Origin of the sequence: Hyphomicrobium sp. DMF-1, from assembly GCF_027886585.1 — a bacterium.
Lineage (GTDB): Bacteria > Pseudomonadota > Alphaproteobacteria > Rhizobiales > Hyphomicrobiaceae > Hyphomicrobium_C > Hyphomicrobium_C zavarzinii.
The window spans coordinates 1,365,330-1,389,928 of the sequence record NZ_CP115706.1 but is presented as its reverse complement, the minus strand read 5'-3'; the positions used below and the strand labels follow the sequence as shown (position 1 = coordinate 1,389,928).

Here is a 24,599-nt window from a genome sequence, read left to right as displayed (position 1 = left end):
GGTGATCCAAACGGTAATTAACCGGAATCCACCCGTGCGGGACCGAGAAGAGCCCTACATCTCGGCGTAATTCGGTCCGCCGCCACCTTCGGGGCAAACCCAGGTAATATTTTGGCTGGGATCCTTGATGTCGCACGTTTTGCAGTGAACGCAGTTTTGTGCGTTGATCTGGAAGATCGGCTCGCCCACGTCGCTCCGCACCACCTCGTAGACCCCCGCCGGGCAATACCGCTGGGCGGGCTCCGCGTAGTCCGGAAGGTTGACCTCGATCGGAATGGAGGGGTCGGTGAGCTTGAGGTGGACCGGCTGATCCTCCTCGTGATTCGTGGCCGAGAAGGACACGTTGGTCAGCTTGTCGAAGGTCAGCACGCCATCCGGCTTCGGATAGACGATCGGCTCGGCCCTCTTGGCACGAACGAGTGTCGCATAATCGGCCTTCCCGTGCCTCAGCGTGCCGAAGGGCGACCAGCCGCCGAGCAGCGTCCTGAGCCACATGTCGAGCCCGCCGAACGCGATGCCGGCGAAGCCCAGCCGAGACCAGAACGGCTTGACGTTGCGCACGCGCTTGAGATCGCGCGCGATGTCGCCGCTGCGCACCGCTTCCTCGTAACCCACGATCGTATCGTGCGTGCGGCCCTCAGCGAGCGCCGCCACCGTGGCTTCCGCCGCGTGGATGCCGGAGAGGATCGCGTTGTGGCTGCCCTTTATGCGCGGCACGTTCATGAAACCGGCCGCGCAACCGATCAGCATGCCACCCGGGAACACGAGCTTCGGGATCGATTGCCAGCCGCCCTCGGTCAACGCGCGCGCCCCGTAGGCGATGCGCCGCCCGCCCTCGAACACCGAGCGGATCTTGGGGTGCGTCTTGAAGCGCTGGAACTCGTCGTAGGGCGAAAGATAGGGGTTCTCGTAGTTGAGGTGGACGACGAAGCCCACGGACACGAGGTTCTTGCCGTAGTGATAGAGGAACGATCCGCCGCCCGTCTTGCGGTCGAGCGGCCAGCCGAAGCTGTGCTGAACGAGACCGGGGCGATGCTTCTCCGGCGCGACCTCCCACAGCTCCTTGAGTCCGATACCGTACTTTTGCGGCTGGCTGTCGCGCGCGAGATCGAACTTCTTGATCAGCGTCTTGGTGAGCGACCCGCGTGCACCCTCGGCGAAGAGCGTATACTTGCCGCGAAGCTCCATGCCGCGCGTGAAGCTGTCCTTGGGCTCCCCATCGCGGCCGACGCCCATGTCGCCTGTCGCCACACCCTGCACCACACCGTTCTCGTCGTAGAGCACCTCGGCCGCAGCGAAGCCCGGATAGATTTCGACACCCAGCTCCGCAGCCTGCTCGCCAAGCCACCGCACCAGCAGGCCGAGGCTGCCGATGTAGTTGCCATGGTTGCTCATGAGCGGCGGCATCAGGATGTTCGGCAGACGGATATCACCCGCCGGTCCGAGCACCAGAAAATGATCCTCCTCCACTTGCGTGGAAAGCGGCGCGCCACGCTCGCGCCAATCCGGGATCAGACGGTTGAGGCCGATGGGATCGATCACCGCGCCCGACAGGATGTGCGCGCCGACCTCGCTGCCCTTCTCGATGACGACGACGGAGATATCCTCTCCCCGCTCGCTCGCGAGTTGCTTGATGCGGATCGCGGCTGCAAGACCGGACGGCCCCGCTCCGACAATCACAACATCGAACTCCATGGCCTCCCGCTCAGGGAGGTCAGCACCATCGCGCGCCATCGTTTTCTTATCCCATCACCGCTGCTGTCGTGTCGATTTGGTCCCAATTGAAGAATGCGTCAAGCATTGTAAACAGTCCCGACACAACGCCCGGAGCGTGCATTTGGATCGCCGCGCCGGTAAAGTGCGCTTCAATGCAAACCGAAACCGACACCCGCGCGCTCGTGGCGCTTCTCGATTGGTACCGGGAGATGGGAGCGGACGCCTCCGTGGCGGACGAACCCGTCGACTGGCTGTCGCGTGGAGACGCGGCACCAGGCCACACCTTCCAGTGGCCGGAAATCACACGGGGAGAAACCGGCAGGGCTGCACCCCCGGCCGCCAATGCGCCCCCCCGCGCCCGCGAAGACGGCATGGCGCGTCCGCAGCTACGTCCGGCTCCGCAAACCCCGCCACCGGCCTCGCGGGCTCCCGCGCCGGGCTTCGAGCCGAGACCCGGCTTCTCCGCAACCCCGCCCGACGCCGCCGAGACCGCCGCCCGCGCGGCCGCGCGCAAGGCGGCAACGCTCGATGAGCTGGAAAGCGCGCTGCGCGCCTTCGACGGCTGCGGCCTCAAGGCCACCGCCAAGAACCTGTGTTTCTACAGGGGCGCGCCCCGCGCGCGCCTCATGATCGTGGGCGAGGCGCCCGGCCGCGAGGAGGATCTGGAAGGAAAGCCCTTCGTAGGACGCGCCGGTCAGCTCCTCGACAAGATGCTGGCGGCCATATCCCTCAGGGAGGAGGACGTCCACATCACCAACGTCGTCTACTGGCGCCCGCCCGGCAACCGCACGCCGACACCGCAGGAGAGCCAGGTGTGCCGTCCGTTCCTCGAAAGGCAGATGGAGCTGGTGGAACCGGACATCGTGCTGCTGCTCGGCGGTGCCGCGGCCAAACAGGTGCTCGACGTGGCAGAAGGCATCATGCGCATTCGCGGCAAATGGCGTGAGATCCAAAGCGGCCCGCGCGCCATCAAGACCATGGCGACGCTGCACCCCGCCTACCTCCTGCGCACGCCAGCAGCCAAGCGCCACGCCTGGCGCGATCTGCTCGCGGTGAGAGCCGCTCTCGATGGAGAGACGGGCACGGCGAGACGCCCCCAATCCAACGCCTGAGGACAGTCCCTTGACGAGCCGCATCGACGAAACGCGCCCATTCATTCCTGTGCGCATCGCCATCCTCACCATGTCCGACACGCGCTCCGCCGCCGAGGACAGGTCCGGCAACACGCTCGCCGAGCTGGCCACCGCATCAGGTCATACGGTGGTCGCCCGCGCGCTCGTGCGGGACGACGCGGAAGCCATTCGCGCGCAGGTCTCGGCCTGGATCGCGGCCCCCGGGATCGACGTGATCCTCACCACGGGCGGCACCGGCTTCACCGGCCGCGATGTGACGCCCGAAGCCGTGAAGCCGCTGTTCGAGAAGGAGATCGAAGGCTTCGCGATCCTCTTCCATCAGCTATCTTTTCAGTCCGTCGGCACCTCGACCATCCAGTCGCGCGCCTGCGGCGGCATCGCGCATGGAACGCTGATCTTCTGCCTGCCGGGATCGACGGGAGCCTGCAAGGACGCCTGGAACGGCATCCTCAAGCTCCAGCTCGACAACCGCCATCGTCCCTGCAATTTCGTAGAGATCATGCCGCGCTTCGAGGAGCATCGCCCCAAGGCGTGAGCGCGGAGCCGCCTTATCTGCGTTCTGCGAGCGGCTCGCCCACGGGCCCGGCGTCCGGCCCGAACAGATTGGCGATCCTGCTGACCGGCATACCGAGCAGGTAGAGCCCGAGCCGGGCCTGGCTGCGCACGAGCCTCGAACCATACCCGTCCCGGCGATAGCGCGCCGCGCTCGTGACGATCCGCGCGTTGAGCAGCGTGACCCGTCCGCGGCCGATGCGCCGCACGAGATCGACGTCCTCCATCAGCGGCAAGGTCGCAAACCCGCCCGCCTCCTCGTAGAGCGCGCGAGAAACCAGCAGTCCCTGATCGCCGTAAGGAAGCTTGAGCAGGCTGCCGCGCCAAGACGACAACTGCTCGAACAGGCGCGGCATCATCCCTTCGTCGTCGAGCGCGAAACGAAACGCAGCCGCCGATGGCCGCCGGCGCCCTTTTTCGACACGCTCGATGTGAAGCCCTGCCTCGCGCTCCCACCCTGGATCGAGAAACGAGTCCGGGTTGAGAAACAGAAGCCACGGAAACCGCGCCCGCTCGGCACCTGCCTTGAGCTGCGCGCCGCGTCCGGACGGCGCCTTGAGGATCTCGGCTCCCGCGCTGTCGGCAATTTCGAGGGTACGGTCCGTCGAGCCGCCATCGGCCACGATCACCTCGCGCACCAGCCCGTCGACCGCCGCCGGCACGAGCGAGGACATCGTCTCGGCCAAATGAGCCTGATCGTTGAGGGTAGGGATGACGACCGAAATCATGGGCCCTGTCTTGCACCAAGTCTTGCAGCTCAACAAGCGCCAGCGGCGCCACAGCCCGGGGTGCGGGACCATCCGCCCACGTTCAAATTAATGGGCGTTACGGGCAGTCTGGAAATTTTGTTCTTTATTTGTTCCTGATCTGCGGATACTGTCTTCGATCATGAAATCCGGCCGCGCCACCCTATGAGCAAACCCATCCCCCGCTCCGAGACAGCGCCGGAAAGCCTCGTGGAGGCAGAGCGCAGGCGCGGGCGTGGTGCACGCTCCAACCATTCCGGCCGCTTCGAGAGCGAGCGGCGTACCGTCTTCGACGACGGCTGGGAAAGCATGGGGGAGCTGGAAGCGCTCCGCACGGAAGTCTACCAGGAACCTGCTCGCTCCATCATCACCCGCAACCAGAGCCCTGACATCTCCTTCGACCAGTCGATCAATCCCTATCGCGGTTGTGAGCACGGCTGCATTTACTGCTACGCCCGCCCGACGCATTGCTATCTCGGCCACTCCGCGGGGCTCGATTTCGAGACCAAGCTTTATGCGAAGACCAACGCCGCCGAGCTTCTGGAGAAGGAGCTGGCGAGCAAGGCCTACAAGCCGAAGGTCATCGCGCTCGGCACCAATACCGATCCCTATCAGCCCATCGAGCGCGAGCAGCGCATCACGCGGCGGATCCTCGAGGTGCTGGAGCGCACCGGCCATCCCGTTGGCATCGTCACCAAGTCCGCGCTCGTGCTCCGCGATGTCGATATCCTTTCGCGGATGGCGGCGCGCGGCCTCGCCAAGGTCGCGCTCTCCGTCACCACGCTGGACAGAACCATCGCACGCGCCATGGAGCCTCGCGCGGTCACCCCTGCGAAGCGCTTGGAGGCGGTCCGGGGCCTCTCCGAAGCGGGCGTCCCGGTGTCCGTCATGGTGGCCCCGATCATCCCAGGCCTGACCGACAGCGAGATCGAGCGCATTCTCGAAGCCGCCCGCGACGCAGGCGCTCGAGAGGCGGGCTACGTGCTCCTGCGCCTGCCGCTGGAACTCAAGGACGTGTTCCGCGAATGGCTGGCGAGCGAGTTCCCGGATCGCGCAGACCGGGTGATCAACCTTCTGCGCTCCATGCACGGCGGAGAGGACTATGTGGCGGAGTTCAAGGTCCGCCAGAAAGGCCGCGGCCCTTATGCCGACCAGATCGCGCTGCGCTTCAGGTTGGCGCTGAAGCGGATGGGGCTCAATCAGCGCCACCACGCCCTGCGTCTCGACCTCTTTCAGCCGCCCGTACCAAAAGGCCAGCAGATGCGGCTGTTATAAATCAGGCAGCGGGGAGCAGGCAGTAAGGCAGTCGGGGAACTTCCACCCACTGCCCACCTCTATCCACACCCGCCTTTGACACGCCATTAATTCCCCGCAACCCTAAGGGCATGCGGGTGGATGATTCGAGAATTGTACCGACCTTCGAGCTGGAAGCGGCCGAGCTGTCCTTGGCCGGCGGTCCGATCGTGGGCATCGATGAAGCGGGCAGGGGCCCCTGGGCCGGCCCGGTCGTGGCCGCCGCCGTCGTTCTCGACCCCGATCGCATTCCCCAAGGTATCGACGACTCCAAGGCTCTGGAGGCGGAGGACCGCGAGCGTCTGTTCGAGCGCATCAGCGCAACCGCCCTCGCCATCGGCGTCGGTATTGGCGACGTGGAGCGCATTGATCGCGACAACATCCTGGCCGCCACCATGTGGGCGATGACGGACGCGGTGAAACGGCTCTCCTGCCGCCCGCGCCTCGCCATCATCGACGGCAATCGCGCGCCGCGCCTCTCCTGTCAGACCCGCACCATCGTCAAGGGCGACGCCAAGTGCCTCTCGATTGCCGCGGCCTCCATCGTCGCCAAGGTGACGCGCGACCGGATGATGATAGCACTCGCCCGGGAGATCCCAGGGTACGGCTTCGAGCGCCACAAGGGCTACGGAACCCCCGAGCATCGCGCCGCCCTGGTCCGCCTCGGCATCACGCCCCATCACCGCCGCTCGTTCAGACCCGTTCAACTCGCCCTCGGACTTGTCGGAGCGGAGGAGGGCGAGGCGGAGGAAGTCGTCTGAGCCATCGAGCTGGCACGGCGAACAGCTCCGCTCCCTGAGCATCTTTCCCGGTTGAGTGACGCCAAACACCCCGGCGACGCATCCGGTCGGGCCACGCCCTCCGGCGCGGCGGAACCAAATCGTTTCCCGATTGGAAACATAAGTGCCTGACACGCAGCGTTTGCACGGAAACAAACGTGCACATGCAGCGAACCTACAGGCAGTTGTGCCTCAAAAGGCAACAACACGGCGCGCATCATACCTTGCGTTTTTGCGCCTCGCCTGAGATCGTTCGGTCACGCTCTTGTTCAACCTCCAGCAAATGGGGAAACGACCCGCCCGATGCCGCATCACACGCCGCTCATAGCGACGATTGTCACCGGTCTGGCTCTTGCCTTTGTCTTCGGCGCATTGGCCCATCGCCTGCGCATCTCGCCCCTCGTCGGATATCTGGTTGCCGGCATCGCGATCGGCCCCTACACACCTGGCTTCATTGCGGATCAGGGCCTCGCGAACGAGCTTGCCGAAATCGGCGTGATCCTCCTGATGTTCGGCGTCGGCCTCCATTTCTCCATGAAGGAATTATGGGCGGTACGGAACATCGCCGTACCGGGCGCCGTGGTGCAGATCGCGGTTGCGACACTCCTCGGCGCGGCCCTCGCGCACACCATCGGATGGTCGCCGGGCGCGGGCCTCGTCTTCGGATTGGCACTCTCGTGCGCCAGCACCGTCGTCCTCCTGCGCGCGCTTCAGGAGCGCCGCCTGATCACGACCGAGCGCGGCCAGATCGCGGTCGGCTGGCTGATCGTCGAGGATCTCGTGATGGTCCTCACCCTCGTTCTCCTGCCCGCCATAGCACCCCTTCTCGGCGGTCATCCGGACGGACAATCGGCCGGGTCATCCTCCGTCGACGTGAGCCAGCTCATGAAAACGGTGGCGCTGACCATTGGAAAGGTCTCCGCTTTCGTCGCCATCATGATGCTGGTCGGCAGGCGCGTCATTCCGTGGATCCTCCACTACACGGCCCACACCGGCTCGCGCGAGCTGTTCCGCCTCGCCGTGCTTTCGATCGCCCTCGGCGTCGCCTTCATCGCCGCCAACCTGTTCGGCGTCTCTTTCGCACTCGGCGCCTTCTTCGCAGGTCTCATCCTGAGCGAGTCCCAGCTTTCCCAGCAGGCGGCCAACGAAAGCCTTCCGTTGCGTGACGCGTTCGCCGTTCTCTTCTTCGTCTCGGTCGGCATGCTGTTCGATCCGAAGATCGTCATCGAGCAGCCGCTTGCCGTCGCCGCGACGCTTCTGATCATCGTCATCGGCAAATCTCTGGCGGCGCTCGCCATCGTCCGCGCCTTCGGCCATCCGCTCGGCACCGCCTTCACCATTTCGGCAAGCCTCGCGCAGATCGGCGAGTTCTCCTTCATCCTCGCAGCCCTCGGCATGAGCCTCGATCTGCTGCCCGCCGCCGGACGCGACCTCATCCTCGCAGGCGCACTGCTCTCGATCGTCCTGAACCCTCTCTTCTTCGTCGGCCTCGATCACCTGAAGCCCTGGCTCGAGAAGAAGGACGAGACGCATCCCGCGAACAATGCCGAGCCCGAGGAAGAGGAAGAGCCGGTTTCCGTTACCGATCTCGAAGGCCACGTGATCGTTGTGGGCATCGGCCGCATCGGCAAGCGGATCATCGATAATCTCGCGCCCAGCGCGAAGCCCCTCTACGTGATCGACGAGAACGAGGAGGAGATCAAACGCCTCCACGCCCGCAGCATCGAAGGCATCGCCGGCAGCGCGACGACGTTGCTGCACGCAGCCAACCCCGCGAAGGCATCGGCCATGATCGTCGCCATCCCGAGCAACTTCGAAGCGGGACAGGCCATCGAGCAGGGCCGCGCCGCCAATGCCGCGATGCCGATCATCGGCCGCGCGCAGACCGAAGCGGAGGCGGATTATCTGCGCAGCTACGGTGCGACCCACGTCATCATCGGCGCCGACACGCTGGCCGATGCGCTCCTCGCGACATACCGCGCGACCGCGAGCGAGCAGCCACCGCCACCCGCAAGCCCTGAGCCGCCCCCCGAACCAAAAACCTGAGCGGACGAACGGTCCTCTCGCCGCATCGTTCCGGCTGCAGCGCCGGGCAAGAGCGTTGGCGCGCGCCGCGCGATGGCTTGCCCCGCAGCGCTGCGGCATCCCAATAAACGACGAATATTTATTGTTGTTATTCAATTAGTAACAGTGGACGGATAAAGTTTTACGTAATTTCGCAGGAACAATCAGATGATTTCCCGCGTGGGTTCCCCTGTTCATTTGGATAAGCAATGCTTCGCAACTTGAAACTGAAACACAAGGTCGTCGCGCTTATCGCCTTCCTTGCCCTTCTGCCCGTCGCCGGTGCCGCGCTCTCCTATCGCAGCCTCTCCGCCCAGAGCGAGGCGCAGGATCTCGCCATGCGCGCCAAGACCGGACAGATGTACCTCGAACGGATCAACGGTCTCGTCTACGCGATCGTCATGGACTCGCGCGGTATCTATATGTCGAGCGACTGGGCCTCGGCCGAGAGCTACGGCAACGGCCTGCTCAAAGGCACCGCAGAGCTGGAGAAGACGACTCAGTTGTGGGATGAGACGGTCGTGGGCGAAAACCGCGAAGGCCTCGCCGATACGAAAGCCACCATCGCCGAGTTCATCAAATTCCGCACTGAGCTCGTTCGCCTCGCCCGCGAGGAGACGCTTTCCGCAGCGCGGGCATTCGGCGACAACGACGCCAACCGCGCAAATCGCAAATCCCTGAACGACAAGCTGCGCGGCCTCTCCGCGCACTACGAGACCTACGTCGAGACGACGAGCGTCGCCTCCGACGCCGCACGCCAGGCCACGTTGCGCACACTGGCATGGACCAGCGCCATCTCCATTCTCACCCTGCTCGCGGGCATCTGGCTCGTGATCCAGCACCTCACGCGCCCGATCGAAGGCATGAAGCTCTCGATCCTCGACCTCGCCGCGGGCCATACCGATCGCGAGATCTACGGCACCGATCGCAAGGACGAGATCGGCGAGATCGCGGGCGCCGTGCTCATCTTCAAGCAGAACATCATCGAGGCGGAGCGCCTTCGCGCCGAGCAGGCCGAGAGCGAGAAGCGCATCGCAGCCCAGCGTCGCGCCGACATGATGGACCTCGCCAATCGGTTCCAGGAGAGCGTCGGACGCGTGGTCGATACGGTCTCTGCCGCCTCGTCCCAGCTTGAAGCGGCAGCGGGTCAGCTCACCATGAACGCCGCTTCCACCCAGGAGCTTTCCGGCACGGTAGCCAGCGCCTCCGAGCAGACGTCGGTCAACGTGCAGGGCGTCGCCGCCGCATCGGAGCAACTCTCTTCCACGGTCCAGGAAATCAGCCGCCAGGTGCACGAAAGCTCGTCGATCGCCAACGACGCCGTGCGCCAGGCCGCCAAGACCAATGAGAACGTGATCGAGCTTTCGCAGTCGGCCGAGCGCATCGGCGCTGTTGTCGAGCTGATCAATCAGATCGCGGGACAGACCAACCTTCTGGCCTTGAACGCCACCATCGAGGCCGCACGCGCCGGCGATGCCGGAAAGGGCTTCGCGGTCGTGGCGCAGGAAGTGAAGGCACTCGCCGCGCAGACCGCAAAGGCCACCAGCGAGATCGGAAGCCAGATCCAGAGCATGCAGGCGTCCACGCGTGAGGCGGTCGACGCGATCAATGAGATCGCCTCCACCATCAACCGCATCTCGGCCGTCAGCAGCAACATCGCAGCCGCCGTCGAGCAGCAGGGCGCCACCACGCAGGAGATCAGCCGCAACGTGATGGAAGCCGCCAAGGGCACCAGCGAGGTCGCATCCAACATCACGGCCGTGAGCCAGGGCGCATCCGAGACGGGCTCGGCGTCGAGCCAGGTTCTCGCCTCCGCCAAGTCTCTGTCGGGCGATAGCCGTACACTGAAAGTCGAGGTGGAGCGCTTCCTCTCGACCGTCCGCGCGGCGTGAGCCCCGGACAAAAAAATAACGCGCGCGCCCTAAGCCGCTGATCTTGGATCCAGATCCCAATCGCGCCGGTCCCACGACCGGCGCGATTGCTTTGTTCGCCTTCCGTTCGCCGCAAACCGATGCGAGTCCTGGCCCTGCCGAAACGTGAAAACATCCTTACGCATTAACCGAAAATTAACTCCCGCCATTTACATTCCATTAACCGTGGGACTGCTTTCTGGTCGCGTTGGGTTCGCTTCATGGATCCCTGGCATTTGTGGTTCTTCTTAGTGAGTTGCGTCGAATGGGTGTGCGTCGTCGTTCAAGTGCGGCTGCAGCGGGTCGCGGCGGCATGGCCAGAGATCGGTCTTTGGCCCGAAATCGAATCCTGGTGGGAGATTGCCTCGACCAGCTTCGTAGACTACCGGATGGAAGCGTAGATCTCGTCTTCGCCGACCCCCCTTACAATCTCCAGCTCTCGACCGAGCTTCTTCGCCCGAACAACACGCGCGTCGACGGCGTCGACGATGCCTGGGACAAGTTCGGCTCGTTCGAGGAGTACGACATCTTCACCCGCGCGTGGCTCTCGCAATGCCGCCGCGTGCTGAAGCCCGATGGCGCACTCTGGGTCATCGGCTCCTATCACAACGTCTTCCGTTTGGGCGCCGCGCTCCAGGACATGGGCTTCTGGATCCTGAACGACGTCGTCTGGCGCAAAGTGAACCCGATGCCGAACTTCCGCGGCCGGAGATTCACCAACGCGCATGAGACGCTGATCTGGGCGGCTCGCGATCAGAAGTCGCGCTACACCTTCAACTACGAGAGCCTGAAGACGTCGAACGACGATCTTCAGATGCGCTCCGACTGGCTGTTCCCGATCTGCTCGGGCCCTGAGCGGCTGAAGGACGAAGGCGGCCGCAAGGCTCATCCGACGCAGAAGCCGGAAGCCCTCCTCCATCGCGTGCTTCTCGCGACCACCAATCCCGGCGACACCGTGCTCGATCCGTTTTTCGGCACAGGGACCACTGGCGCGGTGGCCCAGCGCCTCGGCCGCAACTGGGTCGGCATCGAACGCGATCCGGACTATGCCAAGGCCGCCGAGGAGCGCATCGCGAAGGTCGTGCCGCTGTCACCCTCGGCGCTTGAAACGCAGCCCTCGAAACGCAGCGAGCCGCGCGTGCCCTTCGGCACCATCGTCGAGCTCGGCATTCTGCGCGCGGGCTCGAAGCTCTACGACGAGCGCCGCAGCGTGCGCGCCGAGGTGAAGGCGGACGGCACGCTCGCCGTGCCCGGCAGCCGCGGCTCGATCCATCGTCTCGGTGCCGTCGTGCAGGGCAAGACCGCGTGCAACGGCTGGACGTTCTGGCACTACGAGCGCGAAGGCGTTCTGCACCCCATCGACACCCTGCGCGAGCGCGCCAAGGTGGAGCTTGGACTCTCCGAGGCGAAACCGGAGGTGCCTCACATCATCGCTGCCGAGTAGAACGCAACGAGAGCGTGCGATCGTTCGCCATAGAATTTGATCGCACGTCGCATCTCGAAAAGACCACGCCCTTCGATGGGATCCAAAGCGGCGATGGTCAAGCGCACTTGGCGCGGCAAACGGGACCCGGAGCAAAATCTGCAGCGGTCGGGTTTTTGCTTCGGGTCCCGGCCTAATTACCCCCAAAGGCTGCCTGTCGCCGGCTGCCTCTCCCTCAATGCTCCTTGAGCGCGTGCGCAATCACTTTGCGCATCACCGAGGGCAAAGCGGCACTTCCGAGATCGCGGCGCGCAACCCACCGGCAACGCTCGGGGTCGGCCCAGAACGTCAGGCTGGATTCCGCGGGCACGATGGCGCGCAGGATCATCAGCTCCAGCCTGAAGTGCGTGAAGGTGTGGCTGACGACGCCCGGCACCTCCCACCAGTCCGCCTTCATCGGCTGAGCCGCGAGCGCGAGATCGACCGGCAGCCAGTCGTCCCCCCAATCGGTGGAGGGGACTTCGAGCATGCCGCCGAGCAGACCCGCCTCGGGCCTCTTGCGCAGCAGCACATGCCCATCCTCACGAAGCGCCAGAAATGCGATGCCATAGCGCACCGGACGATCCGGCTTCACGAGCTTGACGGGAAGCTGCTGCTCGATACCGAGCGCGTGCGCGTGGCAATCCTGCTGCAGCGGGCACATGAGGCACGAGGGCCGCTTCGGCGAGCAGACCGTCGCGCCGAGATCCATCATCGCCTGCGCGAAATCGCCGGCGCGCCGCTGTGGCGTGAGGCTTTCCGCGAGCCGTTTCAACTCACGCTTGGCGGAAGGCAGCGGACGCTTGAAGGCGAACAGACGCGAGACGACGCGCTCGATGTTGCCGTCCACCGGAGTCGCCGCCTCGCCGAACGCGATCGCAGCGATTGCGGCTGCCGTGTAAGGCCCGATCCCGGGCAACTCACGCAGCGTCTCTTCCGTGCGCGGAAACTGCCCGCCGTGCTCCGCGACGACGGCCTGCGCGCACTTGTAGAGATTGCGCGCCCGCGAGTAGTAGCCGAGGCCCGCCCATGCGGCGAGAACGTCGTCGAGATCGGCGGCGGCGAGTTTATCCACCGAAGGCCAGCGCGAAAGGAAGCGCTCGTAATAGGGGATAACCGCCTTGACAGTAGTTTGCTGCAGCATGATCTCGCTGAGCCAGACGCGGTAGGGATCGGACCGCTTTCCCCGCTTGCTACGCCAAGGAAGATCGCGCCGCTCGCGGTCATACCAGTCGAGCAACGCCGCAACCGTATCCGGTCCGGCCGGTCGAAGTGGCAGTTGCCTGCGCGCAACAGCTTTCACCCAGTGCCCCCTTGAGAGCGCGTCTCCGGCTGAAGACGCCGCGAATCGATCTCTATGATGCTAGGGATCTGCAACAGCTCTGCATATGATGGCGACGTCGCGTGAACGCAAAGCTCACAGAAAAGCCACGAAAGAGATCGCTCCCGCATCCTGCGCGCCGGTCTCTTTCCCTTGCCCCGTCGGACACGCGCTTCGCCGTTCCGCAGGCAGCCCGCTTCGTGCCGGCCAAGGCGGTGGGCAGCTTCGTGCCGTCACTGACCCGCAAAGCGTTTGAGAAATTTGGCTTTTCGACAGCCACCCTGATCACGGACTGGCCCCGCATCGCCGGCGCCGAGCTTGCCGAATACACGGTGCCCGACCGGCTGAAGTGGCCGCGAGGCGTGGCGGGCGCCGAGAACGGTCTTGACGACGACCAAGGCGAGCGCCGCGCCGCGACCCTGATCCTGCGCGTCGATCCGGCCCGCGCACTCGACGTGGAATACCGCGCACGCCAGATCATGGATCGCATCAACGCCTATTTCGGCTATCGCGCCGTGGAGACGATCCGCCTGATCCAGGCCCCCGTCGAGACCAGCGTGCGCAAGGCGGCCCCGCCGTCCGCGAAAGCGCAGCCCCGGTCCGCGTCGGTGACAGAGGTTTCCGGCGACCCGCTGAGCGCTGCCCTGGCACGGCTGGAAAAGGGCGTCCTGAGAGACCAGGCCACCCGGCGCAAGTAAGGGCGCACACCCCGTTTAGGCGCGGCATCCCTGCGCATTCAAATAGCATTCAGCCTGGTTTTGCCTTAATCGGGGGCCGGGCCCATGTTATCAGCCAGACCCTGAACAAGAGGCGCCCGGACCGGCCGCGACAGCAAAGGCGAGCCTGGTCAGACGCGAACGCCATGAGGAGTGAACGATGGACGTGATGAGCCGGCTCGATCGCCGCCAGGCCCTGAAAGCCGGAACCGCCATAGCCGGGCTGGCCTTTTTGACCACCGCGTTTCCGGCCCTTGCCCAGCGCGCGCAGGGCCCCGCCGAGGTGCCCGTTGCCGAGCTGATGAAAGCCGGTGATCTGCCGGATCTCGCCATCGGACCCGAGGATGCCAAGGTCACCATCGTCGAATACGCCTCGATGACCTGCGGCCACTGCATGCACTTCCACACCAAGGTCTTTCCGGAGCTGAAGAAGAAGTACATCGACACCGGCAAGATCCGCTTCATTTTCCGCGAGTTCCCGCTCGATGCGCGCGCATTCGCAGCCTCCATGCTCGCCCGCTGCGCCGGCTCCACCGAGAAGTCGCTGGCTCTCGTCAGCGCGCTGTTCGAAACGCAGGAGACCTGGGCCTTCGTGAAGGAGAACCCCACGCCGAAGCTGTTCGAGATCGCCAAGCAGGCGGGCTTCACACAGGAAAGCTTCGACAAGTGCCTGACCGACCAGAAGCTCTTGGATCAGCTCACCGCCATCCACACGCGCGCCAACACCGTGTTCGGCGTGAACGCGACGCCTTCGTTCTTTATCAACGGCAAGCGCCTCCAGGCTGCGCCGTCGATCGAGGAGTTCGACAAGGTGCTCGAGCCGCTGCTCGCGGGCTGATGACGCGGCAGGCCGGTTGATGGGGCCGGTCGAAGGGAAACGGGAGCGCACACGCGATGGGTCAGGCCCCGGCAAAGATGGCGAGAGCGAAAACAGTTGCTCTCGCCCTTGCGGCGAGCCTGATCCTGGCGGCCTGCTCCGGAAACGGCCCTGGCTTTCCCGGCCTTTCGGCAACGGACGGGGCCTCGTCCACATCCGCCGAAACATCCGCGTCGGGGAGCCCATACCCCGATGCGGCCGCTGGCGCCAAGCCGGTCGGGGACGCGCCCATCAGTCCGTTCGGGCATATCCCCGATCCATCCCAGGGCGGCCGCCAGGTCATTCAGAACCCGACCATCGCGGAGATCATGGCCACCGGTCCCTTGCCGGAAATGGCCATCGGCCGGCAGGACGCGCCGGTCACCATCGTCCAGTACGCGTCGCTGACCTGTCCACATTGCCGCAGCTTCCATCAGACCACATTCCCGGAGCTGCAACGCACCTATATCAAGACCGGCAAGGTGCGCTTCATCCTGCGCGAGTTTCCCATCGGCAAGCAGTCCGGCAACGCCACCATCGCGTTGCGCTGCGCCCCGCCCGATAAGTACTTCGAGCTCTACGGGAAATTCATGGACCAGCAGAACGCCTGGGTGTCCCAGGAAGTTCGCCTGGAACCCATCTTCGCCGTCGCCAAGCAGGTGGGGATGACGCAAAGCCAGTTCGATGCGTGCCTGAAGAATCAGGCCATGATCGATGGATTGAAGTGGGTCAAGGAGCGCGGGCGGACACTCGGCATCATCGGAACGCCGATGTTCTTCGTGCAAGGCAAGCTCGTGAAGAAGACGCTCACCATGAGCGAGATCCGCGAGCTGGTCGAGCCGCTGCTGGCCGCGCCGCAGGCGTCCGCCGCGGGCGCGGTGCGCACGCCCTGATCGTTCCACCCGCCGCATACGGCCCGCCACATACGGGAGGTGTGCACGGGATGAGTGGGATTAGACGCACGATATGAAGATCAGCCGCCTCAGGCTTCTCGGGTTCAAGTCCTTCGTCGAGCCGACGGAGCTTATCATCGAGTCCGGCCTCACCGGCGTCGTGGGGCCGAACGGCTGCGGCAAATCCAATCTGCTCGAAGCGCTTCGCTGGGTCATGGGCGAGACCTCGCACAAGTCCATGCGCGCCGCCGCGATGGACGACGTGATCTTCTCCGGCACCACATCGCGGCCCGCGCGCAACGTGGCCGAGGTGACGCTCTTCCTCGACAACCATGAGCGCAAGGCGCCCGCCGAGTTCAACGACAGCGACCTCATCGAGATCACGCGCCGCATCGAGCGCGAGGCCGGCTCCGCCTACCGCATCAACGGGCGGGAAGCACGCGCCCGCGACGTCAAGATCCTGTTCGAGGACGCCGCTACCGGCGCGCGGTCGCCCGCCCTCGTCCGCCAGGGGCAGATCTCCGAGATCGTCAACGCCAAGCCCGAGCAGCGCCGCCGCGTGCTGGAGGATGCCGCCGGCATCGCGGGTCTCCACAGCCGCCGCCACGAGGCGGAGCTGCGCCTCAAGGGCGCCGAAAGCAACCTCGCCCGCCTCGCCGACATCATGGGCCAGCTCGGCTCGCAGATCGAAAGCCTGAAACGCCAGGCGCGCCAGGCGCGCCGCTACAAGGACCTTTCCGAGGAGATCCGCCGCGCGGAGGCCCTCCTCGCCCACCTGTCGTGGATCGAGGCCCAGACGCTCGTCCAAACCGAGGAGCACAACTTCGCGGAAGGACTGGCCTTGCTCGGCCGCGTCACCGAGGATGAGGCTAAGGCCCTGCGCCTCGAAGCCGAGCTCGCCGAATCCATCCCGCCCCTGCGCGACAAGGAAGCCGAGCGCGGCGCCGCCCTGAGCCGCATCAAGATCGAGACCGAGGGCCTCGCGAAGGAGGCCCAGCGCTGCAACGAGCGGCGCCAGGAGCTGAGCAAGCTCGCGGGCGAGCTGGAGAAGGATCTCGCACGCGAGGCCGTTCTGATCTCTGAAGCGAAGGAGATCCTTGCTGGCTTCGACGTGGAAACCTCCGCCCTCGAAGCGGCCGACATCGAGGCCGAGGCCGCGGAGGATCACATCCTGGCCGCCGAGGAAGAGGCGGCCGCCGCCCTCGCCGCCGCCGAAAAGGAGCTGGCCGTCGTCACCGAGCGCGCGGCCGAAAGCCGGGCGCGCCGCAAGTCGCTCGAAGGCCAGGAGGCCGAGCGCCGCGCCACCATCGCCAAGCTCGACGCGAAGCTCACCGCGCTTCAGCGCGATACGGAAGCCGCCGCGGCGGGAGCACCCGATTCCCTGAAACTCGCCGCGATCACCGAGCAGGGCCAGCGCCTCGCCCGCGAGATCGCGGTCATCGAAACAACCACCCTCGAAGCCGAGGAGAAGCTCGGAGATCTTGCCGAAACCGCGCGCGTGCGCAGCAATGAGCTGCAGCACGCCCGCATGGCGCTGTCGACCCTCGTCACCGAGCGCGAGACGCTCCACAAGCTCGTGATGCCGGCCTACGAGGAAGGCATGCCGCCCGTGGTCGAGCACCTCACGGTCGCGCCGGGATACGAGGCCGCTCTCGTTGCCGCCTTGGGTGACGACCTGGACGCTCCCGTGCATGAGGACGCGCCCGTGCGCTGGCGCCTGATCGAGGTGAAACCCGACGACGAGGCGCTGCCCGCCGATGCGGAACCGCTGAGCCTTCACGTCGGCGCGCCGCCCGAGCTGACACGCCGCCTCCGCCAGATCGGCGTCGTCTCCCGCGAGCTCGGCGCGCGTCTTCAGCCGCACCTGAAACAAGGCCAGCGCCTTGTCAGCCGCGAAGGCGATCTCTGGCGGTGGGACGGGTTCATCGCAGTAGCTGGCGGCATGACGCCGGCCGCTCAGCGTCTCGCCGAGCGCAACCGCCTCGCCGAGATGTTCGAGCGCGAGAAGGTCGCCCGCGCCGACGTCCAGCGCCTCACCGCCCTCGACCAGGAGGCGGCCGCCGCTCGCGCGGCAGCGGCCAACGAGGAGAAGCGGCTCCGCGCGCTCTGGCGCGAAACCCAGACCAATCTCGTCACCACGCGCGAGGCCCTGAGCGCCATCGAGCGCCAGGCGCGCGAAACGGAAGCCAAGCTGCACGCAGTTGCCGAAGCGCGCGAGCGCGCGGAAGCGGACCGCAGGGAAGCCCAGGCCGCGCTCGATCATATCGAGGACGAATTCGCAAGGCTCGACGCCGAGGACGATCCGGCCGCGCGCCTCCCGGAAGTCCAGAAGGCCACTCAGGATCGCCGCACGGCCCTCTCCGTCGCGCAGTCGCGCGTCGCCACTCATGCGCGCGAGCGGGAGACGCGCAAGCGCCGCGCTGAAACCATCGTCGCCGAGCGGACCCGCTGGGCCACCCGCAGCCAGAGCGCCATGGAGCACATCGCAGCGCTCGAGGAGCGGCTCGCCAAGACGAAGGGCGACATCGCTGCGCTGGAGGAAGTGATTCCCGCGCTCGACGATCGCCGCCAGAGCCTGCTCGGCGCACTCGCTGATGCGGAAGAAGCCCGCAACGCCGCGGCCGACGACCTCGCCCGCGCCGACAACGCGCTGCGCGCCGCAAGCCAGAACCTGCGCGAGCTGCAGGCCGCCGTCGCCTCCGCGCGCGAAGGACGTGCCCGTATCGAGACTCGTCTCGAAGGCGCCCGCACGCGCCGCCAGGAGGAAGCCCGCCGCATCCGCGAGGCTCTGAACGTCAATCCGGACGAATGCCTCGGCCTTGCCGGGCTCGCCCCCGATACCGCGCTCCCGGCCCTCGCCGAGGCCGACCGCAGCCTTCAGCGCCTCAAGGCCGATCGCGAGCGCCTGGGCGGCGTCAATCTGCAGGCGGACGACGAACTCAACGCGTTCCTCGAGCAGATGAGCACGATGGAGACCGAGCGCAACGACGTGGAGCAGGCCATTGCCAAGCTCCGCGGAGCCATTGGCCAATTGAACCGCGAAGGCAAGAAGCGCCTCGACGAGGCCTTCGAGACCGTCAACGGCCACTTCCAGCGCCTGTTCACCACCCTCTTCGGCGGCGGCGAGGCCCGGCTCGAGATGATCGAGGGCGAGGACCCGCTGGAGAGCGGCCTCGAAATCATCGCCAAGCCGCCGGGCAAGAAGCCCGCAACGTTGTCTCTACTCTCCGGCGGCGAGCAGACCCTCACCGCCCTCTCGCTTATTTTCGCGGTGTTCCTCACCAACCCCTCGCCTATCTGCGTGCTGGACGAGGTGGACGCGCCTCTCGATGACGCGAACGTGGACCGCTTCTGCACGCTGATGGAGAAAATGTCGGAGGAAACGGCCACCCGCTTCCTCGTCATCACCCACCATCCCATGACCATGATGCGCATGAACCGCCTGTTCGGGGTGACCATGGCTGAAAAGGGCGTGTCCCAGCTCGTCTCGGTAGACCTCGAGACTGCCAAATCCTTCCGCGAGGCGGGCTGATTCCCTGAGTTTCTCTGGTCTTTTGCGCGGTTTGGCCAAAAGCCGGCCTCGTGAGGACCACGACCATGCCCCCTAAGTAGCAGCGTCCCAGCCTGCGCCGTTTAGCCATACCCCGCCTAGCTCTGCAAAAATGTGGCCTTTGCTTGACACCGCTTAAGCTCCGGCTATGGTGCGCGCCGTTGGTAATCCGGCCGTTTCAGCCCACAGTCTGGCACGGACAGGGGAAGCTATGTCGACGCCGAGTGATGACGAAAAACCGGCTCGCGGCGAGATCTCCCCCGAAGAGCGGGAGGCGTTCAAGAAGCGCGCTTCCGATCTTGGTGCTCGACTTGAGCAGGTCAAGGCGGAGGCCCGTGCAAAGCGCGGTCCTGAGCCTGGTGACCGGGCGCGAGGCGCGGCCATGGGCCAGGCGATGAAAATCGCCATCGAGCTCGTTGTCGGCATCGCAGTCGGCGGGTTCATCGGCAAGGTGCTGGACGACCAGTTCGGCTCGGCACCTTGGTTATTGATTTTGTTCCTGATGCTCGGTTTTGCTGCCGGCCTCTTGAACATTGTGCGTACCGCCCGGCGCCTGCAGGCCGAGGCAGAACCGCTTCAGCGCAACGCGAAGGCGGTTCCCGATGACGACGAAGAAGACGACCGGAAGTAGGGGACGGAACATTGGCTGAAGCGGCAGAAGTGGCGGGTCATGCGGCCGAGCACCATGGGCCCATGGCGCAGTTCGAAATCAAGCGCCTCGTGCCGCTTGAGCTTTTTGGCTACGACATCTCGTTTACGAACGCCTCGCTGTTCATGGTGCTGGCGCTCGTTCTGATTTCCGGCTTCCTCATCTTCGCGATGACCGGCCGTTCGCTGGTCCCGAGCCGCATCCAGTCCATCGCCGAAAGCGTCTATGAGTTCGTCGCAGGCATCGTCCGCGAGAACCTGGGCGAGGAAGGCATGCGCTACTTCCCCTGGGTGTTCTCGATCTTCATCTTCATTCTCACGCTGAACATGCTCGGCATGATCCCGGGCTCCTTCACCGTGACGAGCCACATCATCGTGACCTTCGCGCTCGCCGCCATGGTCTGGATCGTGGCGACGGGCATCGGCTTCGCTCGCCACGGCCTCGGCTATCTCAAGCTGTTCGTCCCGCACGGCGTTCCGATCTGGCTGATGCCGCTGATCGTGCCGATCGAGATCGTGTCCTACCTGATCCGTCCCATCAGCTTGTCCGTCCGTCTGTTCGCGAACATGATGGCCGGCCACACCATGCTGAAGGTGTTCGCGAGCTTCGCCGTGAGCCTGCCGTTCGTCGCCAAGGCGTTTCCGGTTCTGTTCACCGCGGCATTCACCGGCCTCGAGTTCCTCGTGGCCTTCCTTCAAGCCTTCATCTTCACCGTGCTGACCTGCATCTACCTCAACGATGCGGTCAACATGCACCACTGATTAGCGCCGTAGGCCGGGTTTGGCACTTCTGCCGGGCCTGGAGCAAAGCGTGCCGTTCACAGTTCGAAACCCACTCAAAACTCTAAATGGAGACGACCATGGATCCCCAGGCAGCAAAGTTCATCGGCGCCGGCCTCGCCTGCTTCGCCCTCATCGGCGCTGGCATCGGCATCGGCAACATCTTCGGCAACTACCTGTCGGGCGCGCTCCGCAATCCGTCGGCTGCTCCGGGCCAGTTCACGAACCTGCTGATCGGCTTCGCTCTTGCTGAAGCGACGGGCCTCTTCGGCCTTCTGATCGCTCTGATCATCCTCTTCGGTTGATCCTATCTTCGGCGGCAGGCCTGAGATCCGGGGTAGACCTGTGATCTGAGGCCCGCTGTCGACTACTCCACCTGGAGAAGACCAATGATCGCAGCGATGACCGTGCTCGCCGCGGAGTTGCCCGGAATTGCCACTGACGTGGCCGAGGCACTCGACGAGCACAAGTCCGGCGGCCTGCCGCAGCTCAATCAGCCGGATTTCGCGCCGCAGCTCTTCTGGCTCGCCCTCACCTTCGTGCTTCTGTACGTGATCATGAAGCGCGTTGCGCTCCCGCGCATCGGCGAAGTGATCGAGGAGCGGAAGGATCGTATCCAGCGCGATCTCGCGGCAGCCGAGCGTCTCAAGGGTGAAACCGAGAAGGCGCTTCAGGCTTACGAGAAGGCCCTGGCTGACGCTCGTTCGAACGCAACCTCCATCGCCCGGCAGACGCGTGACTCGCTGAACGCCGAAGTCGACAAGGAGCGTAAGGCGATCGAGGATCAGCTCGCCAAGAAGCTGAGCGACGCGGAGGCGAGCATCACCGCCACCAAGGACAAGGCGCTGGCGAGCGTCAAGGACATCGCGGGCGACACGGTTGTGTCGATCGTGGGCGCGCTGACCAACCTCTCCGTTTCCAAGGATGAGGTGAACAGCGCCCTGGCCGCATCGGAGAAGTGAGGACGCCATGTTCAATCCCGCTTATCCCGAATTCTGGGTCCTGATCTCGTTCACGCTGTTCGTCGCCGTTCTCGTCTGGAAGGGCGTGCCCGGCCTGATCGGAAAGGCTCTCGATCAGCGTGCGGTCGCCATCCGCACCGAGCTGGATGAGGCACGCCGCCTGCGTGAGGAGGCTCAGCAGCTCCTGGCTGACTATCAGCGCAAGAGCCGCGAGGCCGAGGACGAGGCCAAGTCGATCGTCGAGACCGCCAAGCGTGAGGCAGAGCGTCTTGCAGCCGAGACCCGCAAAGCTCTCGCCGAGCAGGTCGAGCGCCGCACCAAGGCTGCCGAGGAGAAGATCGCCCGCGCCGAAGCTCAGGCCGTCAGCGACGTGCGCGCCGCTGCCGTCGATCTCGCGGTCAAGGCGTCGGAAAGCATCTTGAAGACCAAGATCGCCGGAGACACCTCGAACTCGCTGACCGACGCCGCAATCCGCGACCTCAAGGGCAAGCTGAACTGAGTTCCGCTGTGTCGCTCTAAGAAATATGTCGCTCTAAGACACATGAAAGCCGGGCTTCATCGCCCGGCTTTTTTGTTTGGCCTCAGAGCAGCGCAATGAGGGTCGCACTAAGTGCCGAGACTGTGCCCCTCCGCGGAAGCATGCTCCCGCTGCCAGCGCGAACGCAAGCGCGGTGCAATGTACCAGCTCACAAACGGCGAGATCACGAAGCTCGCGACGATCACGGCGGGCAGCAAGACGGCGGCGTTCACCTGGAGAGCCGGGATCGAGAGCACAGCCACCGCGCCCACACCGAACAGGACCGCGTTGACGGGCAGGAACACAAGCGCTGCGATAGCGGTACGCGTTCTCATGACAAATCTCCTTTGCCATTCGAACGCTTGAAGATGAGGGTCGTTCCGAACGTCTGATCCAGATCTGCCGCTAGATTCGATCTATCCCCCGCTCGCCACGATCAGCCCCGCGAAGCAGGTCAGCACCAGCGCCGACACACGCGGGATGGCGCGGGAGGCCTGTCCGGAAGCCATCGCCCGCGCGGCCACGCGGCCAACCGCGATCCAGGATAACCCCGCCACCGCGACGAACGCCGCAAAGGCGAGGAGGTAAGGCACCACATTCGCGGACGAGAACGGAATGACGCCGAACGCAAAAACAATGGCTTTCGGATTGAGCAGCGTGGTGATGAAAACCCGTCCGGCTGGCACACCCGCCGGCGCTCCCCGGAGCCCCTCGCGCCGGGTCCACAGCTCGAACGCCGCATAGAGCAGATAGGCACCGATCGCAACGCGCAGCAGCGTGGTGATCGCCGGAGAAGCCGCGAGCACCGGTCCCAGCAGGGCGTGCAGGCATCCGATCGCGATCAGATACCCCGCCACCTCGGCGCCGATCAGCGGAAGCGACCGGCGCCAGCCCACGAGCGCGCCGGAGGCCGCCAGGAGCGTATTCGTCGGTCCTGGCGTGCCGAGGATCGCGAGAACGGCGAGAGAAAAGGCGATAGGATCATGCATGTTGCCACCCTGATGGCAGCATCCGAGCCGAGTCTTGATCTGGATCAGACCGCACAGCGTGCACTCGCCAGGTCACACCTATCTTCTGGACGAAAATCCGATGCCGCACGAGATCGAATGGCTGGCGCCGTGGTACGCAATCGAGGATCCCGGCGTCCACGCCGGGCTCGAGCGGCAGCTTCGCGTCGAGATGTCGGAGAGGCACGTGCTGGCAGGCGAGAGCGTTCGCCTCCTGGCCCGCCGCGAAGATACGGATGACGCCCTCTTCGCCCTCACAGGCGGACGCGTAGCCGAGGTGCATATGACGTGGCGCCAGAGCGCCGAGCCGGACCCGCGCTGGCCAGCGACCGCCATCTTCGACTCGCTGCAAGGCTGGGCCCGCGCCCGCATGCGCCCCCTGCACGCGGAACTGTCTCGTTTGCGGTGAACACCATCCAATCCGTTCCTAAAGCTGTGGATTGCGTACACAGATCTGCGGCCTGTCAATCTGATCCTTGCCGAAGAGGCAACGCGAGTGATGCAATCACAGGTGAGTCGTGCACTGCGTTCGCCATCGAGGACAGAAATGGAAACGCTCAGCGGGTTCCAAGAGAATTTGACTGCTATCGCTCAACGCTCGGCAGCAATAAAATCGGCATGCTCCAACGAGGAAAGCACAAAGCTCTATCTTGTGCTCCCGGTCATCGGCGCTCTCGGATACGACTATACGGACCCCTTCGTGGTTCAACCTGAATACGCGGCAGATTTCCGCAATGAGATGCCTGAGCGGGTTGACTATGTAGTGATGGCTGACGGCAATCCTGTAATAGCAATTGAGTGCAAGAAGGTCGGCACTGACCTTTCAGCCAACCGCGGACAACTTCGAACCTATTTTTCTGCCCTACAGACCGTCCATCTAGGGATTATGACAGACGGCATTCGTTTCGAATTCTTCGTTGACTGCGAAAACCCCAACGTAATGGATCAGGAACCGTTTCTTACACTTGACATGGAAGCGGCCACTCGATCGCCGATACCAGCCGATGTGATCGAGGCTCTCTCACTCATATCGCGATCCAATTTTCATCCCGATGTAATCGCAGAAGCCGCCGAGGAGCGACTGGTCGCCAAACGTCTTCGCGCTGTCTTGATGCAAGAGGTTCGCGAGCCATCCGATGAGCTGTGCCGTCTTGTTCTCCAGCGTGTCGGCATGAGGAACGTGCGTCGCACCTCGATTCAGACGCGATATAGCAGCCTGATACGATCCGCATTCGAAGATGCTCTTGTTTTGCCCGTTCTCGACAAGCTCCGTAGCTTGCAGGCGCGCAAAACACCTGAAATCGCACAAGAAGTTGAAACGGCCCAGCGGATAGTCACCACAGATCGCGAACTTGCTGTGTACCGTTACGTTTGCCGCCGCCTCGCATATCTAGCAGCGGACGAATATCAATTCGCCGCCGTGGAACGAGTGCAGCACAAAGACTATGTCGGAAAATTTGTCGTCTACTATGAAAGGGAGCGCAAAGGTCGCTTGTTCGACTTCATCGAAGGCAGCAACGGGTATGACAAATTTATCTTCCCCGAACCATTCGGCGAAATCATTACAAACTCGATGAGCGACATCGACCAAGCGCTAAAGACCACCTTCACGCAACGCATTCGCGAGCTGGCATCCGCAAAGGCGTCTGAAGCTAAACAGCTACAAACCGCATAACGCAACAGAACGCGGCTGC

23 protein-coding genes are annotated in these 24,599 nt (G+C 64.6%); 18 read left to right on the top strand and 5 right to left on the bottom strand.

Annotated elements, in window-relative coordinates; translation table 11 throughout:
• Positions 1–54: 54 nt before the first annotated feature.
• Positions 55–1,734 carry an electron transfer flavoprotein-ubiquinone oxidoreductase gene (locus PE058_RS06235; RefSeq protein ID WP_271030147.1) on the bottom strand — a complete coding sequence of 560 codons (1,680 nt, stop codon included), beginning with the start codon at positions 1,732–1,734 and terminating at the stop codon, positions 55–57.
• A 134-nt stretch (positions 1,735–1,868) separates the two neighbouring features.
• Here PE058_RS06235 and PE058_RS06230 point away from each other — a divergent pair, with 134 nt between their 5' ends.
• Both PE058_RS06230 and moaB read left to right on the top strand, forming a co-directional pair.
• Positions 1,869–2,828, top strand: coding sequence for a uracil-DNA glycosylase (locus tag PE058_RS06230; protein WP_271030146.1), 960 nt, complete (start codon positions 1,869–1,871; stop codon positions 2,826–2,828).
• A gap of 10 nt (positions 2,829–2,838) precedes the next feature.
• Complete coding sequence (moaB, locus tag PE058_RS06225; RefSeq protein WP_420537090.1) at positions 2,839–3,384, top strand: molybdenum cofactor biosynthesis protein B; 546 nt, start codon at positions 2,839–2,841, stop codon at positions 3,382–3,384.
• A 13-nt stretch (positions 3,385–3,397) separates the two neighbouring features.
• Here the strand turns inward: moaB and PE058_RS06220 are convergent, their stop codons facing one another.
• A complete protein-coding gene (locus PE058_RS06220; protein WP_020084509.1) occupies positions 3,398–4,129 on the bottom strand; it encodes a TIGR04283 family arsenosugar biosynthesis glycosyltransferase in 732 nt (243 codons plus the stop codon).
• Between the two features lie 183 nt (positions 4,130–4,312).
• On the opposite strand from PE058_RS06220, the gene PE058_RS06215 reads away from it, so the two are divergent.
• The 5 genes from PE058_RS06215 to PE058_RS06195 all read left to right on the top strand — a co-directional run bounded on the left by PE058_RS06215 (position 4,313) and on the right by PE058_RS06195 (position 11,637).
• On the top strand, positions 4,313–5,422 hold the full coding sequence (locus tag PE058_RS06215; protein ID WP_271030144.1) for a PA0069 family radical SAM protein: 1,110 nt from the start codon (positions 4,313–4,315) through the stop codon (positions 5,420–5,422).
• Positions 5,423–5,532: 110 nt separating this feature from the next.
• Positions 5,533–6,201 (top strand): ribonuclease HII, encoded by a 669-nt coding sequence (locus PE058_RS06210; protein ID WP_271030143.1) that lies wholly within the window; start codon positions 5,533–5,535, stop codon positions 6,199–6,201.
• 321 nt (positions 6,202–6,522) lie between these two features.
• A complete protein-coding gene (gene ybaL / locus PE058_RS06205; RefSeq protein WP_020084506.1) occupies positions 6,523–8,265 on the top strand; it encodes a YbaL family putative K(+) efflux transporter in 1,743 nt (580 codons plus the stop codon).
• A 227-nt stretch (positions 8,266–8,492) separates the two neighbouring features.
• Positions 8,493–10,175, top strand: a complete 1,683-nt coding sequence (locus PE058_RS06200; protein WP_271030142.1) for a methyl-accepting chemotaxis protein — start codon at positions 8,493–8,495, stop codon at positions 10,173–10,175.
• 247 nt (positions 10,176–10,422) lie between these two features.
• A complete protein-coding gene (locus PE058_RS06195) occupies positions 10,423–11,637 on the top strand; it encodes a site-specific DNA-methyltransferase (RefSeq protein WP_420537092.1) in 1,215 nt (404 codons plus the stop codon).
• 214 nt (positions 11,638–11,851) lie between these two features.
• Here PE058_RS06195 and mutY read toward each other — a convergent pair whose 3' ends face one another.
• Positions 11,852–12,958, bottom strand: a complete 1,107-nt coding sequence (gene mutY, locus PE058_RS06190) for an A/G-specific adenine glycosylase (RefSeq protein ID WP_245257613.1) — start codon at positions 12,956–12,958, stop codon at positions 11,852–11,854.
• Positions 12,959–13,176: 218 nt separating this feature from the next.
• Here mutY and PE058_RS06185 point away from each other — a divergent pair, with 218 nt between their 5' ends.
• The 9 genes from PE058_RS06185 (at position 13,177) to atpF (ending at position 21,880) form a co-directional block, all read left to right on the top strand.
• A complete protein-coding gene (locus PE058_RS06185) occupies positions 13,177–13,674 on the top strand; it encodes a DUF721 domain-containing protein (RefSeq protein ID WP_271030140.1) in 498 nt (165 codons plus the stop codon).
• A 178-nt stretch (positions 13,675–13,852) separates the two neighbouring features.
• Positions 13,853–14,530 (top strand): DsbA family protein, encoded by a 678-nt coding sequence (locus PE058_RS06180; RefSeq protein ID WP_020084500.1) that lies wholly within the window; start codon positions 13,853–13,855, stop codon positions 14,528–14,530.
• Between the two features lie 56 nt (positions 14,531–14,586).
• Positions 14,587–15,441: a DsbA family protein gene (locus PE058_RS06175; RefSeq protein ID WP_271030139.1), complete on the top strand. Its 855-nt coding sequence runs from the start codon at positions 14,587–14,589 to the stop codon at positions 15,439–15,441.
• A gap of 73 nt (positions 15,442–15,514) precedes the next feature.
• Entirely contained in the window at positions 15,515–18,973 is a 3,459-nt protein-coding gene (gene smc / locus PE058_RS06170) for a chromosome segregation protein SMC (protein ID WP_271030138.1), read from the top strand.
• A gap of 229 nt (positions 18,974–19,202) precedes the next feature.
• Positions 19,203–19,622 (top strand): AtpZ/AtpI family protein, encoded by a 420-nt coding sequence (locus PE058_RS06165; protein WP_020084497.1) that lies wholly within the window; start codon positions 19,203–19,205, stop codon positions 19,620–19,622.
• A 62-nt stretch (positions 19,623–19,684) separates the two neighbouring features.
• Complete coding sequence (locus tag PE058_RS06160; RefSeq protein ID WP_020084496.1) at positions 19,685–20,401, top strand: F0F1 ATP synthase subunit A; 717 nt, start codon at positions 19,685–19,687, stop codon at positions 20,399–20,401.
• A 98-nt stretch (positions 20,402–20,499) separates the two neighbouring features.
• Positions 20,500–20,724, top strand: coding sequence for a F0F1 ATP synthase subunit C (locus tag PE058_RS06155; RefSeq protein ID WP_026867805.1), 225 nt, complete (start codon positions 20,500–20,502; stop codon positions 20,722–20,724).
• 84 nt (positions 20,725–20,808) lie between these two features.
• On the top strand, positions 20,809–21,381 hold the full coding sequence (locus tag PE058_RS06150) for a F0F1 ATP synthase subunit B family protein (protein ID WP_271030137.1): 573 nt from the start codon (positions 20,809–20,811) through the stop codon (positions 21,379–21,381).
• Positions 21,382–21,388: 7 nt separating this feature from the next.
• Positions 21,389–21,880, top strand: coding sequence for a F0F1 ATP synthase subunit B (gene atpF / locus PE058_RS06145; protein WP_020084493.1), 492 nt, complete (start codon positions 21,389–21,391; stop codon positions 21,878–21,880).
• A gap of 107 nt (positions 21,881–21,987) precedes the next feature.
• Here atpF and PE058_RS06140 read toward each other — a convergent pair whose 3' ends face one another.
• Together PE058_RS06140 and PE058_RS06135 are read right to left on the bottom strand one after the other, a co-directional pair.
• Positions 21,988–22,233 carry a hypothetical protein gene (locus PE058_RS06140; RefSeq protein ID WP_271030136.1) on the bottom strand — a complete coding sequence of 82 codons (246 nt, stop codon included), beginning with the start codon at positions 22,231–22,233 and terminating at the stop codon, positions 21,988–21,990.
• Positions 22,234–22,314: 81 nt separating this feature from the next.
• A complete protein-coding gene (locus PE058_RS06135; RefSeq protein ID WP_271030135.1) occupies positions 22,315–22,887 on the bottom strand; it encodes a LysE family translocator in 573 nt (190 codons plus the stop codon).
• Between the two features lie 34 nt (positions 22,888–22,921).
• Here PE058_RS06135 and PE058_RS06130 point away from each other — a divergent pair, with 34 nt between their 5' ends.
• Both PE058_RS06130 and PE058_RS06125 read left to right on the top strand, forming a co-directional pair.
• Positions 22,922–23,314: a hypothetical protein gene (locus tag PE058_RS06130; protein WP_271030134.1), complete on the top strand. Its 393-nt coding sequence runs from the start codon at positions 22,922–22,924 to the stop codon at positions 23,312–23,314.
• 138 nt (positions 23,315–23,452) lie between these two features.
• Positions 23,453–24,580, top strand: coding sequence for a type I restriction endonuclease (locus PE058_RS06125; RefSeq protein ID WP_271030133.1), 1,128 nt, complete (start codon positions 23,453–23,455; stop codon positions 24,578–24,580).
• The last annotated feature ends 19 nt before the right edge of the window (positions 24,581–24,599 follow it).

Excerpts from the sequence above, each read along its gene's own strand:
- smc (WP_271030138.1), top strand. The coding sequence starts at position 15,515 with ATGAAGATCAGCCGCCTCAGGCTTCTCGGGTTCAAGTCCTTCGTCGAG.
- PE058_RS06210 (WP_271030143.1), top strand. The coding sequence starts at position 5,533 with ATGCGGGTGGATGATTCGAGAATTGTACCGACCTTCGAGCTGGAAGCG.
- PE058_RS06155 (WP_026867805.1), top strand. The coding sequence starts at position 20,500 with ATGGATCCCCAGGCAGCAAAGTTCATCGGCGCCGGCCTCGCCTGCTTC.
- atpF (WP_020084493.1), top strand. The coding sequence starts at position 21,389 with ATGTTCAATCCCGCTTATCCCGAATTCTGGGTCCTGATCTCGTTCACG.
- PE058_RS06175 (WP_271030139.1), top strand. The coding sequence starts at position 14,587 with ATGGGTCAGGCCCCGGCAAAGATGGCGAGAGCGAAAACAGTTGCTCTC.
- PE058_RS06235 (WP_271030147.1), bottom strand. The coding sequence starts at position 1,734 with ATGGCGCGCGATGGTGCTGACCTCCCTGAGCGGGAGGCCATGGAGTTC.
- PE058_RS06135 (WP_271030135.1), bottom strand. The coding sequence starts at position 22,887 with ATGCATGATCCTATCGCCTTTTCTCTCGCCGTTCTCGCGATCCTCGGC.
- PE058_RS06230 (WP_271030146.1), top strand. The coding sequence starts at position 1,869 with ATGCAAACCGAAACCGACACCCGCGCGCTCGTGGCGCTTCTCGATTGG.
- PE058_RS06180 (WP_020084500.1), top strand. The coding sequence starts at position 13,853 with ATGGACGTGATGAGCCGGCTCGATCGCCGCCAGGCCCTGAAAGCCGGA.
- PE058_RS06125 (WP_271030133.1), top strand. The coding sequence starts at position 23,453 with ATGGAAACGCTCAGCGGGTTCCAAGAGAATTTGACTGCTATCGCTCAA.
- PE058_RS06150 (WP_271030137.1), top strand. The coding sequence starts at position 20,809 with ATGATCGCAGCGATGACCGTGCTCGCCGCGGAGTTGCCCGGAATTGCC.
- PE058_RS06220 (WP_020084509.1), bottom strand. The coding sequence starts at position 4,129 with ATGATTTCGGTCGTCATCCCTACCCTCAACGATCAGGCTCATTTGGCC.
- PE058_RS06215 (WP_271030144.1), top strand. The coding sequence starts at position 4,313 with ATGAGCAAACCCATCCCCCGCTCCGAGACAGCGCCGGAAAGCCTCGTG.
- PE058_RS06200 (WP_271030142.1), top strand. The coding sequence starts at position 8,493 with ATGCTTCGCAACTTGAAACTGAAACACAAGGTCGTCGCGCTTATCGCC.
- PE058_RS06160 (WP_020084496.1), top strand. The coding sequence starts at position 19,685 with ATGGCGCAGTTCGAAATCAAGCGCCTCGTGCCGCTTGAGCTTTTTGGC.
- ybaL (WP_020084506.1), top strand. The coding sequence starts at position 6,523 with ATGCCGCATCACACGCCGCTCATAGCGACGATTGTCACCGGTCTGGCT.
- PE058_RS06140 (WP_271030136.1), bottom strand. The coding sequence starts at position 22,233 with ATGAGAACGCGTACCGCTATCGCAGCGCTTGTGTTCCTGCCCGTCAAC.
- PE058_RS06165 (WP_020084497.1), top strand. The coding sequence starts at position 19,203 with ATGTCGACGCCGAGTGATGACGAAAAACCGGCTCGCGGCGAGATCTCC.